Genomic DNA, 14435 nt, shown 5'->3' with positions numbered 1-14435 from the left:
CCGCGCACCGAGCCCAGCCAAGGCACCCCGCACGCTGCACCGGCGCCGCCTGACACCGAAGCTCCGCCCGCGCCACCACCCCCCCAAAAACCCACATCCCCACCCGCACCCCAATCCACCCAAGCCTCCCCCACCGCCCCCCTGCAGCTGCAAGGGCTGGTGTGGATGACGGCGGGCGAGCGCAACTTCGGCGGCCCCGGCCGCATTGCTTTGCTCGAATACATCGGCACCTGGGGCTCGATCACGCGCGCGGCCAAGGCGGCCCAGCTGAGCTACAAAGCGGCCTGGGACGCCATCGACACCATGAACACTTTGGCCGGTGAGCCACTGGTGCAGCGCCTGACCGGCGGCAAGGGCGGCGGCGGCACCCGCTTGACGCCCCGGGGCCGGCAACTGGTGGTCAACTACCGCCGCCTCGAGGCCGAGCACCGGCGCTTTGTCGAGCACCTGAGCCGCCAAGCCAGCGGCATGGCCGACGACTACCTGCTTTTGAGGAGCATGACCATGAAAACCAGCGCCCGCAATCAGTTTCTGGGGCGTGTGGTGCGCATCGAGCCCGGCGCCGTGAATGACCTGATCGAACTCGACATCGGCGCACCGCAGCCGCTGGTGGCGCTGCTCACGCGCGAGAGCACGCAAAACCTAGGGCTGCAGATCGGGACCGAGGCCTTTGCGCTGGTCAAGGCCTCATCCATCATCTTGCTGTGCGCCGATGATGACGACGCCGCCGACAACGAGGCTGTCGCCGCCAAACCCAGCCGGGCGCGCTATTCGGCCCGCAACTGCCTGAGCGGCACGATCATGCGCATCACACCCGGCGCCGTGAACGCCGAAGTGGTGCTGCAACTGTCGGGCAGCGCCAGCCTCGCGGCCATCATCACGCAGCAGAGCTGCATCGACATGCAGCTTGCCGTCGGCCAGCGCGCCAGCGCCTTGTTCAAGGCCTCGAGTGTGATTCTGGGGGTGACGGATTGAGATCGGTGCCCGCTTTGATGGCTGCTCCCAAACTCACAAATCATGAACTCACAAATCGGCGAGCACGCGGATGTGCGCTTCCACGCTGCGCGCCAGCGCGCTCAGGTTGTAGCCGCCCTCGAGCACGCTGACGATGCGGCCCTGCGCGTGCCGGTCGGCCACCGCCTTGAGGCGCTGCGTGATCCAGGTGTAGTCTTGCTCCACCAGCCCAAGCTGGCCCATATCGTCTTCGCGGTGAGCGTCGAAGCCGGCGCTGATGAAGATCATCTCGGGCCGGTGCGCCTCGAGGCGCGGCATCCAGACGCTGTCGATGAGCTCGCGCACATCCGACCCGCGGCTATAGGCCGGCACCGGCAGGTTGACGAGGTTGTCGGCCTCGGCGTGCGGCCATTCGGGGTAAAAGGGGTGCTGGTAGTAGCTGCACATGAGGATGCGCGGGTCGCCGGCCACGATCTCTTCGGTGCCGTTGCCGTGGTGCACGTCGAAGTCGATCACCGCCACGCGTTGCAGGCCGTGGCGCTCGAGCGCGTACTTGGCCGCCAGCGCCACGTGGTTGAAGATGCAAAAGCCCATGGCGCGCTCGCGGCAGGCGTGGTGGCCGGGCGGGCGCACGGCGCAAAAGGCGTTTTGCAGCTCGCCGGCCAGCACCGCGTCGGTGGCGTTGAGCGCCGCCCCGGCCGACATCAGCGCCGCTTCGTAGGTGTGCAGGTTGATGGAGGTGTCGGGGTCGAGCTGCAGCCGCTCGGGGCCTCCGGCGCGCACTTCTTCGCGCAGTTCATCCGTCATGCCGCGCAGCGAGGCCACGTACATGCGCGAATGCGCCAGTTCGAGCTCGGACTGCGAGGCCGGGTTGGGGTCGCGGCGCTCGAGCGCGTCGGCCAGCCCGGTGATGAGCAACCGGTCTTCGATCGCGCCCAAGCGCTCGGGGCATTCGGGGTGGCCCGGGCCCATGTCGTGCTTGCGGCAGGCGGGGTGGGTGTAGTAGCCGGTCGGTTTCATCGTTGTCTCCTTTTTCCGTTATCGTAGCACCCATGCTCGAACCCCAATCCCTCATCGCGCCACTGCTGCGCCAACTCGAAACGGTCATCGTGGGCAAAGCCGGCGTCATCCGCGACGCCGTCACCTGCTTGCTCGCCGGCGGGCACCTGCTGATCGAAGACTTGCCCGGCGTCGGCAAAACCACGCTGGCCCATGCGTTGGCGCACAGCTTTGGCTTGCAGTTTTCACGGGTTCAGTTTACTTCGGACTTGATGCCGAGCGATCTGATGGGGGTTTCGGTATTCGAGCGCGAGCGCGCCGAGTTTGTGTTCCACCCGGGCCCGCTGTTTGCCCAGGTGCTGCTGGCCGACGAGATCAACCGCGCCAGCCCCAAGACCCAAAGCGCGCTGCTCGAGGCCATGGAAGAAAAGCAGGTCTCGGTCGAGGGTGCGACGCGGCCGCTGCCGCAGCCTTTTTTTGTCATCGCCACCCAAAACCCACACGACCAACTGGGCACGCACGCGTTGCCCGAGTCGCAGCTCGATCGCTTCTTGATGCGCCTGCGCTTGGGCTACCCCAGCCGCCCGGCCGAGCGTCTGCTGCTGCGCGGCCAAAACCGGCGCGAGCTGCTCGACACCCTGCCCAGCTTGCTCGACAGCGCCGGACTGGCCCGGCTGCAAGCCCAGGTGCAGGCGGTGGCCCTGAGCGATGCGGTGCTCGACTACCTGCAAGACCTGCTGGAGGCCAGCCGCAACGGGCGCTGGTTTGCGCAGGGCCTGAGCCCGCGCGCCGGGCTGGCGATTTTGCGTGCCGCCCAGGTGCATGCGCTGCTGGAGGGGCGCAGCTACGCCGCCGCCGACGACGTCGCCGCGATCCTGCCGCAAACCGCAGCGCACCGGCTGCAGCCGCTGGGCAGCGCTGGGCGCGGCGCCTTTGAGCAGGTGCAGGCCATGATCGAGGCCACGGCGCTGCGCTGAAGTGAAACTGGCCCCCACGCTCGCTGCGCTCGCTGCCCCCCAAGGGGGCGCTTCAGTGGCTTCGGGCGGCCGGGCGCCACTGAAGTGAAACTGCCCCCATGCTCGCTGCGCTCGCTGCCCCCCAAGGGGGCGCTTCAGTGGCTTCGGGCGGCCGGGCGCCACTGAGAGGCAATCGCTCATGCCAGCCATGATCCAAACCACCTTTGTGCCGCGCCTGCGCGCTTGGTGGCTGCGCCGCTTGCCACAGCAAGACCAAACCGCGCTGCACCACCACAACCTCTACCTGCTGCCCACCCGTGCGGGCTGGATGCTGGGCTTTACGCTGCTGCTGTTGCTGCTGGGCAGCATCAATTACCAGCTCAACCTAGGCTACCTGCTCACTTTCATGCTCGCCGGCAGTGCGGCGGCTGGGGTCTGGGTGGGGCACCGCAACCTGGCCGGGCTGGAGCTGAGCCTGCACCCGGGCGCGCCGGTGTTTGCTGGCCAGAGCGCCGCGGTCGAAATCCACTTGCACAACCCCTCGCGGCGTGCGCGCTACGCCGTGGGGCTGCAGTGGCTGGGCAGCGGCCCTGCGGCCAGCGACGTCTGGGCCGATGTCGGCCCCCAAGACCAGCACAGCGTGCAGCTGGCCTACCCCACGCAGCAGCGCGGCCGCCTGCCGCTGCCCGCGCTGCGGGTGCAGACCTTGTATCCGCTGGGCACCTTCAAGGTCTGGCATTGGTGGCGGCCGGCGGCGCAGCTGTGGGTCTATCCGGCCCCCGAGACCCCGGCCCCGGCGCTGCCGCTGGCCGCCACACACGAGGACGGCCCCGCCAGCGGCCCCCACGCCGCCCAACGCAGCGGCGAAACCGACGGCGCCCGCCCCTACCGGCGCGGCGACCCGCTCAAGTGGGTGCTCTGGAAAAAAGCCGCGCGCCTGGCCGGCGATGAGCGCGCACAGTGGGTCAGCCGCGACTTCAGCCACCCGGCCGCAGCCGAGTTGTGGTTGGAACACGCGCGCTGCCAGCTGCACGACGAAGAAGCGCGCCGCTCGCGCCTGTGCGCCTGGGTGCTGCAAGCCGATGCCTTGGGGCTGCGCTACGGCTTGCGCCTGCCGGGCTTCGAAATCGCCCCCGAGCAGGGCGCGGCGCAGCGCCAGCGCTGCCTGGAGGCACTGGCATGGCGCTGACGAAGCTGGCGCTGCCCGCGGCGCTGGCCCCGCGCACCTGGCCGCGCGAGCTGCGCGACACGCTGTTTTTGCTCGGCGTGGTGGGCTGGATCGTGCTGCTGCAAAGCGCGCACCAGCCGCTGTGGGCCAGCGCGCTGGCGCTGCTGCTGTTGCTCGGGCGCGCCGTGCTGGCGCTGCGCGGCCAGCCCCTGCCCGGCCGCGCAGTGATGTTGGCACTGCTGCTGCTGGCGCTGGCCGGCACCTGGCTACACCACGGCCAGTTTTGGGGCGCCCTGGCCGGAAGCAACCTGATCGTGCTGCTGCTGGCGCTCAAAACGCTGGAGCTGCGCGCCCGCCGCGACGCGCTGGTGGTGTTTTTCTTGGGTTTTTTCACCCTGCTGACGCTGCTGCTGCACTCGCAGTCTTTGCTCACCGCGCTGGGCATCGTGCCGGCGCTGCTGGGCTTGCTCACTGGCCTCGTGCTGGCGCATCTGCCGCTGGGGCGCCCGCCGCTCACCCAAGCGCTGCGCCAAGCCAGCACCCTAGTGCTGTTTGGGGCGCCGCTGATGCTGCTGCTGTTTGTGCTGTTTCCACGCTTTGGCCCGCTGTGGCACATCCCCACCGACGCCCAGATGGGCCGCAGCGGCCTTTCGGGGCAGATGCAGGTGGGGCAGATCGCGCGCTTGGCGCTCGACCCCAGCGTGGCCCTGCGCGTCGAATTCCTCGACGGCCGCCGCCCACCGCAAAATCAGCTGTATTTTCGTGGCCCGGTCTTGAGCCGCTTCGACGGCCAGCAGTGGCTGCCCCAGTACGGTGAGCACAGCCTGCCCGAGCACGCCAGCGCCGCCTTGCAGACCGAGCTGCAAAGCGCCGGCACGCCGCTGCGCTACCGACTGACCATGGAGCCCAGCCACCAGCCCTGGGTGCTGACGCTGCAAACCACACCGGAGCTGCCACCCATCGGCACCCAGAGCGCGCAGCTCACACCCGATCTGCAATGGATACTGCCGCGGCCCCTGACCGAAGTCACCCGCTTCGAGGCCGTGGCTTGGCCCGAGCTGCGGCACCGCCCGCTGCGCCCCGCCGCCACGCTGGCGGCCAATTTGCTGCTGCCCCCCGGCTTCAACCCGCGCACGCGCCAGCTGGCGGCTGATTTGCTCCAGCAGCTGGGGCCCAACGCCAGCGCGCCGCAGTTGATCGATGCCGTGCTGCTGCGCCTGCGCACCGGCGGCTACCAGTACACCCTGGAGCCGGGCGTGTTTGGCCGCCACAGCGCCGACGAATTTTGGTTTGACCGCCGCGAGGGTTTTTGCGAGCACATCGCCTCGGCCTTTGTGGTGCTGATGCGCGAGCTGGGCATCCCGGCGCGCATCGTCACCGGCTACCACGGCGGCGAGCTCAACCCCATCGACGGCTTTTGGACCGTGCGCCAGAGCGACGCCCACGCCTGGGCCGAAGTCTGGCTGGATGCCCAAGGCTGGACGCGCATCGACCCCACCGCGCACGTGGCCCCAGCGCGCACCACCGACCTGCAGCGGCTGCTGCCGCCACCGGGGCCCCTGGCCGCGGCCCTGATCCAGATCGACCCCGACATGCTGGCCCAGATGCGCGCCATTTGGGAGGCCACCAACAACCGCTGGAACCAGTGGGTGCTCGACTACGGCCAGAACCGCCAGCTCGAGCTGCTGCGCCAGCTCGGCTTTGCCACCCCGCACTGGCAGCAGCTGCTGTACCTACTGGTGGGCCTGCTGTGCCTAGCTACCCTCGCCGCCGTGGCTTGGCTGCAATGGCTGCGGCCGCGCCCCGACCCCTGGCTGCGCCTGTTGCAAAGCGCCCGCAAGGCCGTGGCCCAAGCCGGTGGCGTGGTGCCAGCCCCCGCCACCCCGCGCCAGCTCGCTGCCGCCCTGCCCACAGACTGCCCTGCCGCCACCGCCGCCGCTTGGAGCCAGTGGCTGCTGCGGCTTGAAGCCCAACGCTACGACCCGACCCAGCAGATCGATCTGCGCGATTTGCACCGACAATGGCGCCAGTTGCCCCCACTGCCCCGACCCCCTTGAACATGCCCCTCAAGCCAGCCCTTGCCATCTTGGAACCCGCGCCCACCCAAACCCAGCGCCGCCGCTTCACGCTGGCGGCGCTGGGCGCTGCCGTGCTGCCCAGCGCCCTGCTGCCGGCGCGTGCTCTGGCCCACCCCGGCCCTGGCACCCTGCCTGCGGCCGCCTTGCCAGCGCCCGCCGTTTCGGCTCCAGCCACCCCCGGCGGCTTCGCCCAGCACCCCGCCGCGCTGGCCTTTGCGCGCCAGCTCGACGCCGAGCAGGGCTGGAGCGACGGCTGGGCCGAGCGCTGGATCGGGCACGAAGCCCGGCACCGGCCGCAGATCGTGCGCCTCATGACGCCCATGCCGCGCGGCACCCTGCGCGACTGGCCGGCCTACCGGGCGCGCTTCGTGGAGCCGGTGCGCATCCAGGCCGGGCTGCGCTTTTGGCAGCAGCACGAGGCCAGCTTGGAGCGCGCCGAGCGCGAGTTTGGCGTGCCCGACTGGCTCATCGTGGGCATCATCGGTGTCGAGACGCTCTACGGCCGCCACATGGGCACGCACCGTGTGCTCGACTCGCTGGCCACGCTGGGCTTTGACTTCCCGCCCGAGCACCCGCGCGCGGCCCAGCGCAGCGAGTTTTTCCGCTCCGAGCTGGCCGCCTTTTTGCAATTGAGCCACAAGCACCCGCGCCCCCCCGACGCGTGGCGCGGCAGCTTCGCCGGCGCCATTGGGCTGCCACAGTTCATGCCCAGCAACTGGCCGCGCTTTGGCGTCGATTTCGACGCCGACGGCCGCATCGACCTGATCGACAGCGTGCCCGACGCCATCGGTTCGGTGGCGCGTTTTTTGCGCGAACACGGCTGGCAGCCTGGCATGCCCACCCACTTCCCGCTCCGCTTCGACCCGGCACGGCTTGATTTGCCCTCCCTGCTCGCCCCCAGCATCCGCCCCAGCTTCACGCTCGAGCAGTTGCAGGCCTTGGGCGTGCAACCCGGTGGCGCCGCGGCGCAGCACAACGGCCTGCTGGCGCTGGTCGAGCTCGAGCAAGGCGACCCAGCGCGCGGCGGCCAACCCGCCATCCATTGGCTGGGCACGCAAAACTTTTTTGCCATCTCGCGCTACAACCCCAGCAGCTACTACGTCATGGCGGTGATCGACCTGGGGCAGGCGGTGCGGGCGCGACGGAGGAGTTAAACCTATGCCCGCACCCACTACCCCGGCCACCCTAAGCGCGCCCCCACCGCAATCGATCCACCAGAGCCCGATCGACCAGCGCATCGACTGGCTGTTTGACTTGGCGCAGCGCCATGGCGAAGCGTTTCGCGGCCCCGAGGCTTGGCTGGAGCGCCAGCGCTACCGGGCGCAGCACCCCAGCGCCATCGCCGCCCTGATGTGCATGGACGGGCGCGTCAACCTCGCGCTGGCCACCCAACTGCCCGCAGGCATCATCACCCCCTTTCGCAACTTGGGCGGCATGTTCAACCTCGGCTGGCCTTACCTGAGCCAGCTGCTGATCGATTTTGTCAACAACCAAACGCAGAGCGGGCGCCGGGTGCTGCTGCTCATCACCTACCACTGGTCGCGCGGCGAGCGCAAGCGCGGTTGCGCCGGTTTTCGCTATCGGCGCGAGGACAGCATGGCGCACGCTTGGGCCATCCACGCCCAAGTCTCGCAGCTGTTTGGCGCCGCGCACCAGAGCGTCTATCCGATCGTCTGCGGTTTCGAGACCGACGAAGAAGCCCTGTTGCTGCACGGCCCCGACGGCACCGTGCTCGATCTGGCCGCCTTTGGTGCCGTGACCAGCCAACCCGAGCCCGATGCCCGCACACAGCCGCCAGCCGGCACCGAACCCGACGCACTGGCGCTGGAAGCGCAGCTGGTGCGCACCCTGCCCGGCCTGCCGCGCCCGGTACGCGCCGACTTGTTGCCGCTGCTGCTGGGCAACCTGGCCCACGTGGCCGGCGTGCGCCAGCAGCACGGGCGGGCGCTGGCGATCGAGCACCGCGAATGGGTGATATGCCTCGGGCGCGGTTTTGACTTTCTGCACACCCCCAATCTGGCCCTGATGATCGGGCCCTACAGCCCAGACTTGGCGCAACCCATCCGCACCGCCGCCGACATCATCCACAGCAACATGCGCGCCGGGCTCATCCCCCCCGACGGTTTTTTGCTGCTCACCTCCATGCCCTACGAAAACCAAGGTGTCGAGCGCGCCGGGGCCGAGTTGCGCTCGCGCTTTCTGGCCCACTTCGCCACCCAAGTAATCAACGAGGCGCATCCCGATCTGGCCCCCCTGATGCACCGGCGCTGCGCCGTGCTCGACTGGCCGGCGCGGCGGCTCGACGTGCTGCCACCGCTCTAAAACACACCCCTAGGGCGGCGCGGGAAGTGCGCCGCGCCCATCCGGGTGCTGCCAATAGCGCTGGCGCTGCTGGCGCTGGCAGTGCAGCTCGTCCGGGCGCTGGCTGCTGCCCCAAGCGGCCCCGCACAGCGGTGTCGCCACCCACGGGATGCCGCGCTCTTGCAGCCGCGCCAGCACCTGCGGGTGCGGGTGGCCGTAGCGGCTGCGGTGCGCGGCTTGGATCACCACCCACTGCGGCTGCAGCGTGTTGAGCCAGACCGGCCCGCTCGAGGTGCGGCTGCCGTGGTGCGCGGCCAGCAGCACCCCGGCGCGCAGATCGGGCTGCGCCAGCGCCAAGCGGGTTTCCTCCTCGACGTAAATATCGCCCGGCAGCAGCAACGAAGCCGCACCCTGCCCCACTTGCAGCACGCACGACATGGCGTTGTCGGGGCGGCGCGCGGCGTAATCGTCGGGGCCCGGGTGCAAAATGCGAAACGGCACCCCGTCCCAGACCCAGCTCTGGCCCGCCAGGCAGCGCTGGCTGCTCAAGCCCCAAGGCTGGGTATCGAACGAGGTGAGCCACTGCGCCTGCGGGTGCGCGCGCGCCAGCGTGGCAATGCCGCTGGCGTGGTCGGAATCGATGTGGCTGATCAGCACCTTGGTGGGCGCTTCGCCGTGGCGCTGCAACAGCGGCAGCAGCACGCGCTCGGCGGCGTCGCTGTGCGGCCCCATGGGCGGCCCGGTATCGTAAACCAGGGTGTGGTTCTGGGTGCGCACGATCACCGCCGTGCCCTGCCCGATGTCGGCCGCCAGCCATTCAAAATGCCCCGGCGGCGGGCGCGCCGGGCTGTAGGCCAGCGCCGGCCAGATCAGCAGCAACCCCCAGGCGCGCAGCGACCACGGCCAGCGCAGCACCAGCAGCAGCCCGCCCAAGGCGGCCAGCACGGCCAATAGCAGCGGCAGCGTCGGGCGGCTGATGGTGGCCCAAGGCCATTGCTGCAAGACTTGCAGCCAAAGCATCAGCGCATCGACCATCCAGCCCGCCAGCAGCCACAGCGGCCACACCAGCACCCCGGCCAGCGCCAGCGGCGTGACCAGCAGCGTGACCCAAGGTATGGCGGGCAGATTGGCCAGCAGGCCCACCAGCGAAAACTCGCCAAACCACAGCAGCAGCAGCGGGGCCAAGGCCAGCGTCATGAGCGCCTGCGTGCGCACCAGACCCAGCACGTAGTGGCGCCCGCTGCGCCCGTCGGTGGGCAGCGGCTGGCCGGTGGCAAACAAAATCGCCACCGCCACGAAGCTGAGCCAGAAACCGGGGCTGAGCAAGGCCCACGGGTCCAGCAGCACCACCATCTGCATCACCGCCAGCCACATAAAGGGCCACGGCCACTGGCGGCCGCTGAGCTGCAGCAGCACCAGGGTGGCCAGCATCAGCACGGCGCGCTGCGCCGGCACGCCCCAGCCCGAAAACAGCGCGTACAAAAACCCCAGCGCCAGCCCGCCCAAGGCCGCCGCCACCGGCGTGGGCACGGCCAGCAGCAGCGCCGGCAGGCGCCGCCCGGCCAAGCGCCAGAGCAGGCCGATGAGCGCCATCGCCATCCAGGCAAAGAGCGTGATGTGGGTGCCCGAGACCACCATCAGGTGCGTGACGCCGGTGACGCGGAAGGTCTCCCAGTGCGTCTGCGGGATGGCGCCCTGATCGCCCACCACCAGCGCCGCCAGCACACCGGCCGTGGCGGCGGGCTGCACGCGCTCGAGCATGCGGTCGCGCACCCACTGGCGCGCCTGCTGCAGCGGAAAATGCCAGCCGTAGCCGAGCAACTGCGGCGCTGGCGTGGCCGGCCCAGCGCGCACGCTGCCGGTGGCGTGGATGCCCTGCTCCCACAGCCGCAGCTCAAAATCGAAGCCACCCGGATTGGCCAAGCCGTGCGGGCGCTGCAAGCGCGCCGTCAGGCGCCAGCGCTGGCCGGCGCGCAGCTCGGGCAGGCCAGCGCCCGCGTTTTGCCCGCGCCCCGCACGCGGCGCAAACCACGCCAGCCGCAGCCGCTGCGGCAGCGCCACGGCCACGCCGTCGAGGCTGGCCTGCAGCACCACAAACTCAAACTGCCAGCCCAGCTCGCCTTGGCGCGGCAAACCGGCCACGTAGCCCTCGAGCAACAGATCGCGCCCTTCGAGGTGCGCATCCAGCGCCCCGGCCTGAAACCACAGCGCCCGACCGCCCGTGCTGGCAAACAACAGCCCCGCCCCGACCAGCAGCCAGCCCAGGCTCCACAGCTTTTGCCTAGCACCCCCAAGGCCCGGCTGGCGGCCCCAGAGCAGCGCGCCCAGCAACAGCGCCGCCACCGCCAGCGCGCCGTAAACCTCGAACGACCACAGCAGCGGCTGCTGCAACTGCAACCACGCACCGCCGATGCCACCCAGCATCAGCGGCAAGCCCAGCGCCAGCGCGGCGTGCATTGCCACGGGTCTGTCCATCCCTGCTGCCCCCTTTTGTGCTTTGGACGCCGCATCATATCGCCCTAGAATGGCACTGCGCCGCACCCAGAGCACGCGCCACCCACCCCCAATCCACCTTTATCCTAGCCCCCATGAGCGTCTATCACACCCTGCAAGCGTTGAACATCGAACTGCCGCCCGTGGGCACCCCGGCGGCGGCCTACCTGCCCTTTGTGCAAACCGGCAACCTGGTCATGCTCAGCGGCCACATCGCCAAACGCGGCGGCCAGCCGTGGGTCGGGCAGCTGGGCCTGAACCTGAACACCGCCGAAGGCCAAGCGGCCGCGCGCGCCGTGGCCATCGACCTGCTGGGCACGCTGCATGCCGCTTGCGTGGCCGCCGGCACCGACCTCAACGGCGTGCGCCGCATCGTCAAAGTGATGGGGCTGGTGAACTCGACCGACAGCTACACCGAGCAGCACCTGGTCACCAACGGCTGCTCGCAGCTGCTGGCCGAAGTCTTTGGTCCGACCGTGGGCGCGCACGCCCGCAGCGCCTTTGGCGTGGCCCAGTTGCCGCTTGGCGCCTGCGTCGAAATCGAAATGATCGCCGAGCTGGCACCCAAGCCCTAAAGCACGCGCACGATGCGCTCGGGCTTGAAGCCAAAGTTGCCCGGCTTGCCCTTGCCGCCCCTGGGCCCGCGGGCGTTGTTCAGGCTGCGCACTTCCAGCGTCTCTACGCGCGGCTTGGCGCCCCGGCCCGTGCCCTCGATGCGCACGCTGCGCGTGTAGGGTTGCGCGCCCACCAGCCGATCGCCGGCCTCGAGGCTGATCAGCTGCAGGCCGCGCCCGCCTTTGGGCTGATGCCGCAGCTGGGCCAGTTCGAAGCACAAAATGCGCCCCGCCGCCGACACCGCGCACACCTGCTGCGCCCCGGCCACCGGCGCCGGTGGGCACAGGCTTTCGCCCTCGGCCAGCGCCAAAAAAGCCTTGCCGGCGCGCTGGCGCGAGAGCAAATCTTCGGTCGCGGCCAGCAGCCCGTAGCCGCCCGAGCCGCACAGCAGCCACTGCACCACCGCCGCGGCCGCCAGGTAATGCTGCGGCTGGGTGCCGCTCTCGAGCTCGATCAGGCTCGTGATCGGCTGGCCGTCGCCGCGGGCGCCGGGCAGGCTGGCCACCGGCACGCTGTAGGCGCGGCCATTGCTGCCCAGCACGATCAGGCTATCCACCGTGCGGCACTCGAAAGCGCCATAGAGCGCGTCACCGGCCTTGAAGGCGAAACCGCCGGCCTCGTGGCCGTGGCCGCTGCGGGCGCGCACCCAGCCCTTGGCCGACACCACCACCGTCACCGGCTCGTCGATCAGCTTGACTTCGGCGCTGGCCTTGCGCTCGGGCTGGATCAGGGTGCGGCGCGCGTCGCCAAAGGCCTTGGCGTCGGCCTCGATCTCGCGCACCAGCAAGCGGCGCAGGCTGGCCGGTTGCGCCAGCACCTCTTCGAGCCGGCCCTGCTCGGTGCGCAGCTCGCTCAGCTCCTGCTCGATCCGAATCGCCTCCAGCCGCGCCAGTTGGCGCAAGCGGATGTCCAAAATGTCGTCGGCTTGGCGCTCGCTCAGGGCAAAACGCGCCATCAGCGCCGCCTTGGGCTCGTCGCTGCTGCGAATCAGGGCGATCACCTCGTCGATGTTGAGCAGCACCAGCGCGCGCCCCTCGAGGATGTGGATGCGCTCGAGCACGCGCTCCAGCCGGTGCTGGGTGCGCCGCGTCACGGTCTGCTGCCGAAACGACAGCCACTCGCTCAGCATCTGGCGCAGGCTCTTGGGCAGCGGCTTGCCGTCCTGGCCCACCAGCGTCAGGTTGATCGGCACCGAGCACTCGAGGCTGGTGTGCGCCAGCATGGCCGCGATCAGCTCGTCTGGGCTTGAGCGGCTGCTTTTGGGCTCGAACACGATGCGCACCGCCGCGTCTTTGCTCGATTCGTCGCGCACGGTATCCAGCAGCGCCAGCAGGCTGGCCTTGAGCTGCGCTTGCTCGGGGCTGAGCGCCTTTTTGCCGGCCTTGACCTTGGGGTTGGTGATCTCCTCGATCTCTTCGAGCACCCGCTGCGTGCTCACGCCCGGCGGCAGCTCGGTCACCACCAGTTGCCACTGGTTGCGCGCCAGGTCTTCGATGCGCCAGCGCGCGCGCACCTTCAGGCTGCCGCGCCCCGTGCGGTAGGCTTGGGCGATGTCCGCCGCCGGGCTGATGATCTGCGCCCCGCCCGGAAAGTCGGGCCCGGGCAACAGGGCCAGCAGCTCGTCTTCGCTCAGCTCCGGGTTTTTGATCAGCGCCACGCAGGCGCTGGCCACCTCGCGCAGGTTGTGGCTGGGGATTTCGGTCGCCATGCCCACCGCAATGCCGCTGGCGCCGTTGAGCAGCACAAAGGGCAGCCGGGCCGGCAGCTGGCGCGGCTCCTGCGTCGAGCCGTCGTAGTTGGGCACAAAATCCACCGTGCCGGCGTCGATCTCGTCGAGCAGCAGCGTGCTGATGCGCGCCAGCCGCGCCTCGGTGTAGCGCATGGCCGCAGCGCCATCGCCGTCGCGGCTGCCAAAATTGCCTTGGCCGTCGATGAGCGGATAGCGCTGCGCGAAGTCTTGCGCCATGCGCACCAGCGCATCGTAAGCGGCTTGGTCACCATGCGGATGAAAGCGCCCCAACACATCGCCCACCACGCGCGCGCACTTGACCGGCTTGGCCGCACCCGCCGCCGCACCCGCGCCCCCGGCACCACTGTGCCCCAGCCCCATGCGCTGCATGGCATACAAAATGCGCCGCTGCACCGGCTTTTGCCCATCGCACACATCCGGCAACGCCCGCCCCTTGACCACACTCAACGCGTACTCGAGGTAAGCGCGCTCGGCGTAGTCGGCGAGGCTGTCGGGGTCGGTGGGGGGGGGTGGGGTGCTTGGGTGGGTGGGGGTGGCGTTAGGGTCGGCTTCGGGGGTGGGTGGGGTTGAGGGTGTAGTTGGCGTGGGTGGGTTCATGCGCTGATTTTCGCGTATCGGGTGGGGGGCGGGCTTGGGGCGTTGGGGGTGGGTGCGGGGACGTTGCTCGGTGGCCACTTGGGCTTGGGGTTGGTTTGGGTTGCGCTTGGGTGGGCAAAATTTTTCTTGTCAAGGCGCGCGAGATGGGTTAGGATTTGGCTTGGGCGGGTTGAGGCTGCGCGGGTGGCGTCGGGTTGTTGGCAGAAAATCGCGGTCTGCCCCTCATGGCACTCAGTTAAGCCAAAAACGCATGGAATCAGGGTGCATTGCGCACGAGGCCGAGCCGTGCCATGTGCCAGAAAATCGTGCCCCGACCACGGTGAACCTCCGTAGGGGTAAGGGCTGGGGCGCTGGGGGCAGTCGGCCTCATGCCGTTTAGTTGCGCTGCCAAAATAACCGAGTGCCATGATGGTCTGACCCCGATTTCCCATCCATGACCCCGATTTACTCATCAGGCGGGAAACTGGCTTGGTTTCGGGTTTTTCAGAGTATACATAGGGGAGCACAATGCCACGGCAAGCCAT

10 protein-coding genes are annotated in these 14435 nt (G+C 69.4%); 7 read left to right on the top strand and 3 right to left on the bottom strand.

Annotated features, from left to right (window positions below; genetic code table 11):
* The first annotated feature begins 165 nt into the window (after positions 1 to 165).
* Positions 166 to 975 (top strand): TOBE domain-containing protein, encoded by an 810-nt coding sequence (locus SMCB_RS03030; protein WP_045537508.1) that lies wholly within the window; start codon positions 166 to 168, stop codon positions 973 to 975.
* A 48-nt stretch (positions 976 to 1023) separates the two neighbouring features.
* On the opposite strand, the gene SMCB_RS03025 is transcribed toward SMCB_RS03030, so the two are convergent.
* Positions 1024 to 1974 (bottom strand): histone deacetylase family protein, encoded by a 951-nt coding sequence (locus SMCB_RS03025; RefSeq protein ID WP_045534974.1) that lies wholly within the window; start codon positions 1972 to 1974, stop codon positions 1024 to 1026.
* Positions 1975 to 2006: 32 nt separating this feature from the next.
* Between SMCB_RS03025 and SMCB_RS03020 the strand changes: the two genes are divergently transcribed.
* The 5 genes from SMCB_RS03020 (at position 2007) to SMCB_RS03000 (ending at position 8477) form a co-directional block, all read left to right on the top strand.
* A complete protein-coding gene (locus tag SMCB_RS03020) occupies positions 2007 to 2930 on the top strand; it encodes an AAA family ATPase (RefSeq protein ID WP_045534972.1) in 924 nt (307 codons plus the stop codon).
* Positions 2931 to 3117: 187 nt separating this feature from the next.
* Positions 3118 to 4098, top strand: a complete 981-nt coding sequence (locus SMCB_RS03015) for a DUF58 domain-containing protein (protein ID WP_052468388.1) — start codon at positions 3118 to 3120, stop codon at positions 4096 to 4098.
* The gene (locus SMCB_RS03010) at positions 4089 to 6134 is read left to right on the top strand and encodes a transglutaminase TgpA family protein (protein ID WP_045534969.1); all 2046 of its coding nucleotides are present in this window, start codon (positions 4089 to 4091) and stop codon (positions 6132 to 6134) included. Before SMCB_RS03015 ends, SMCB_RS03010 begins: the two co-directional genes overlap by 10 nt.
* A 2-nt stretch (positions 6135 to 6136) precedes the next feature.
* Complete coding sequence (gene mltB, locus SMCB_RS03005; protein ID WP_082027199.1) at positions 6137 to 7309, top strand: lytic murein transglycosylase B; 1173 nt, start codon at positions 6137 to 6139, stop codon at positions 7307 to 7309.
* A gap of 4 nt (positions 7310 to 7313) precedes the next feature.
* Positions 7314 to 8477, top strand: a complete 1164-nt coding sequence (locus tag SMCB_RS03000) for a carboxysome shell carbonic anhydrase domain-containg protein (protein ID WP_045534967.1) — start codon at positions 7314 to 7316, stop codon at positions 8475 to 8477.
* Between the two features lie 9 nt (positions 8478 to 8486).
* Here the strand turns inward: SMCB_RS03000 and SMCB_RS02995 are convergent, their stop codons facing one another.
* Positions 8487 to 10913, bottom strand: coding sequence for a DNA internalization-related competence protein ComEC/Rec2 (locus SMCB_RS02995; protein ID WP_231851276.1), 2427 nt, complete (start codon positions 10911 to 10913; stop codon positions 8487 to 8489).
* A 131-nt stretch (positions 10914 to 11044) separates the two neighbouring features.
* Between SMCB_RS02995 and SMCB_RS02990 the strand changes: the two genes are divergently transcribed.
* Positions 11045 to 11524: a RidA family protein gene (locus tag SMCB_RS02990; RefSeq protein WP_045534963.1), complete on the top strand. Its 480-nt coding sequence runs from the start codon at positions 11045 to 11047 to the stop codon at positions 11522 to 11524.
* Here SMCB_RS02990 and parC read toward each other — a convergent pair.
* The gene (gene parC / locus SMCB_RS02985) at positions 11521 to 13911 is read right to left on the bottom strand and encodes a DNA topoisomerase IV subunit A (RefSeq protein ID WP_045534961.1); all 2391 of its coding nucleotides are present in this window, start codon (positions 13909 to 13911) and stop codon (positions 11521 to 11523) included. The two genes, SMCB_RS02990 and parC, sit on opposite strands and share 4 nt — an antisense overlap.
* Positions 13912 to 14435: the final 524 nt, after the last annotated feature.

Origin of the sequence: Serpentinimonas maccroryi (assembly GCF_000828915.1) — a bacterium.
Taxonomy (GTDB): Bacteria; Pseudomonadota; Gammaproteobacteria; order Burkholderiales; family Burkholderiaceae_C; genus Serpentinimonas; species Serpentinimonas maccroryi.
This window is presented reverse-complemented; position numbering and strand designations above follow the sequence as displayed.

Coding starts and splice junctions, on each gene's coding strand:
- SMCB_RS03010 (WP_045534969.1), top strand. CDS start 4,089: ATGGCGCTGACGAAGCTGGCGCTGCCCGCGGCGCTGGCCCCGCGCACC.
- SMCB_RS03020 (WP_045534972.1), top strand. CDS start 2,007: ATGCTCGAACCCCAATCCCTCATCGCGCCACTGCTGCGCCAACTCGAA.
- SMCB_RS03015 (WP_052468388.1), top strand. CDS start 3,118: ATGATCCAAACCACCTTTGTGCCGCGCCTGCGCGCTTGGTGGCTGCGC.
- SMCB_RS03000 (WP_045534967.1), top strand. CDS start 7,314: ATGCCCGCACCCACTACCCCGGCCACCCTAAGCGCGCCCCCACCGCAA.
- SMCB_RS03025 (WP_045534974.1), bottom strand. CDS start 1,974: ATGAAACCGACCGGCTACTACACCCACCCCGCCTGCCGCAAGCACGAC.
- SMCB_RS02990 (WP_045534963.1), top strand. CDS start 11,045: ATGAGCGTCTATCACACCCTGCAAGCGTTGAACATCGAACTGCCGCCC.
- mltB (WP_082027199.1), top strand. CDS start 6,137: ATGCCCCTCAAGCCAGCCCTTGCCATCTTGGAACCCGCGCCCACCCAA.
- parC (WP_045534961.1), bottom strand. CDS start 13,911: ATGAACCCACCCACGCCAACTACACCCTCAACCCCACCCACCCCCGAA.
- SMCB_RS02995 (WP_231851276.1), bottom strand. CDS start 10,913: ATGCACGCCGCGCTGGCGCTGGGCTTGCCGCTGATGCTGGGTGGCATC.
- SMCB_RS03030 (WP_045537508.1), top strand. CDS start 166: ATGACGGCGGGCGAGCGCAACTTCGGCGGCCCCGGCCGCATTGCTTTG.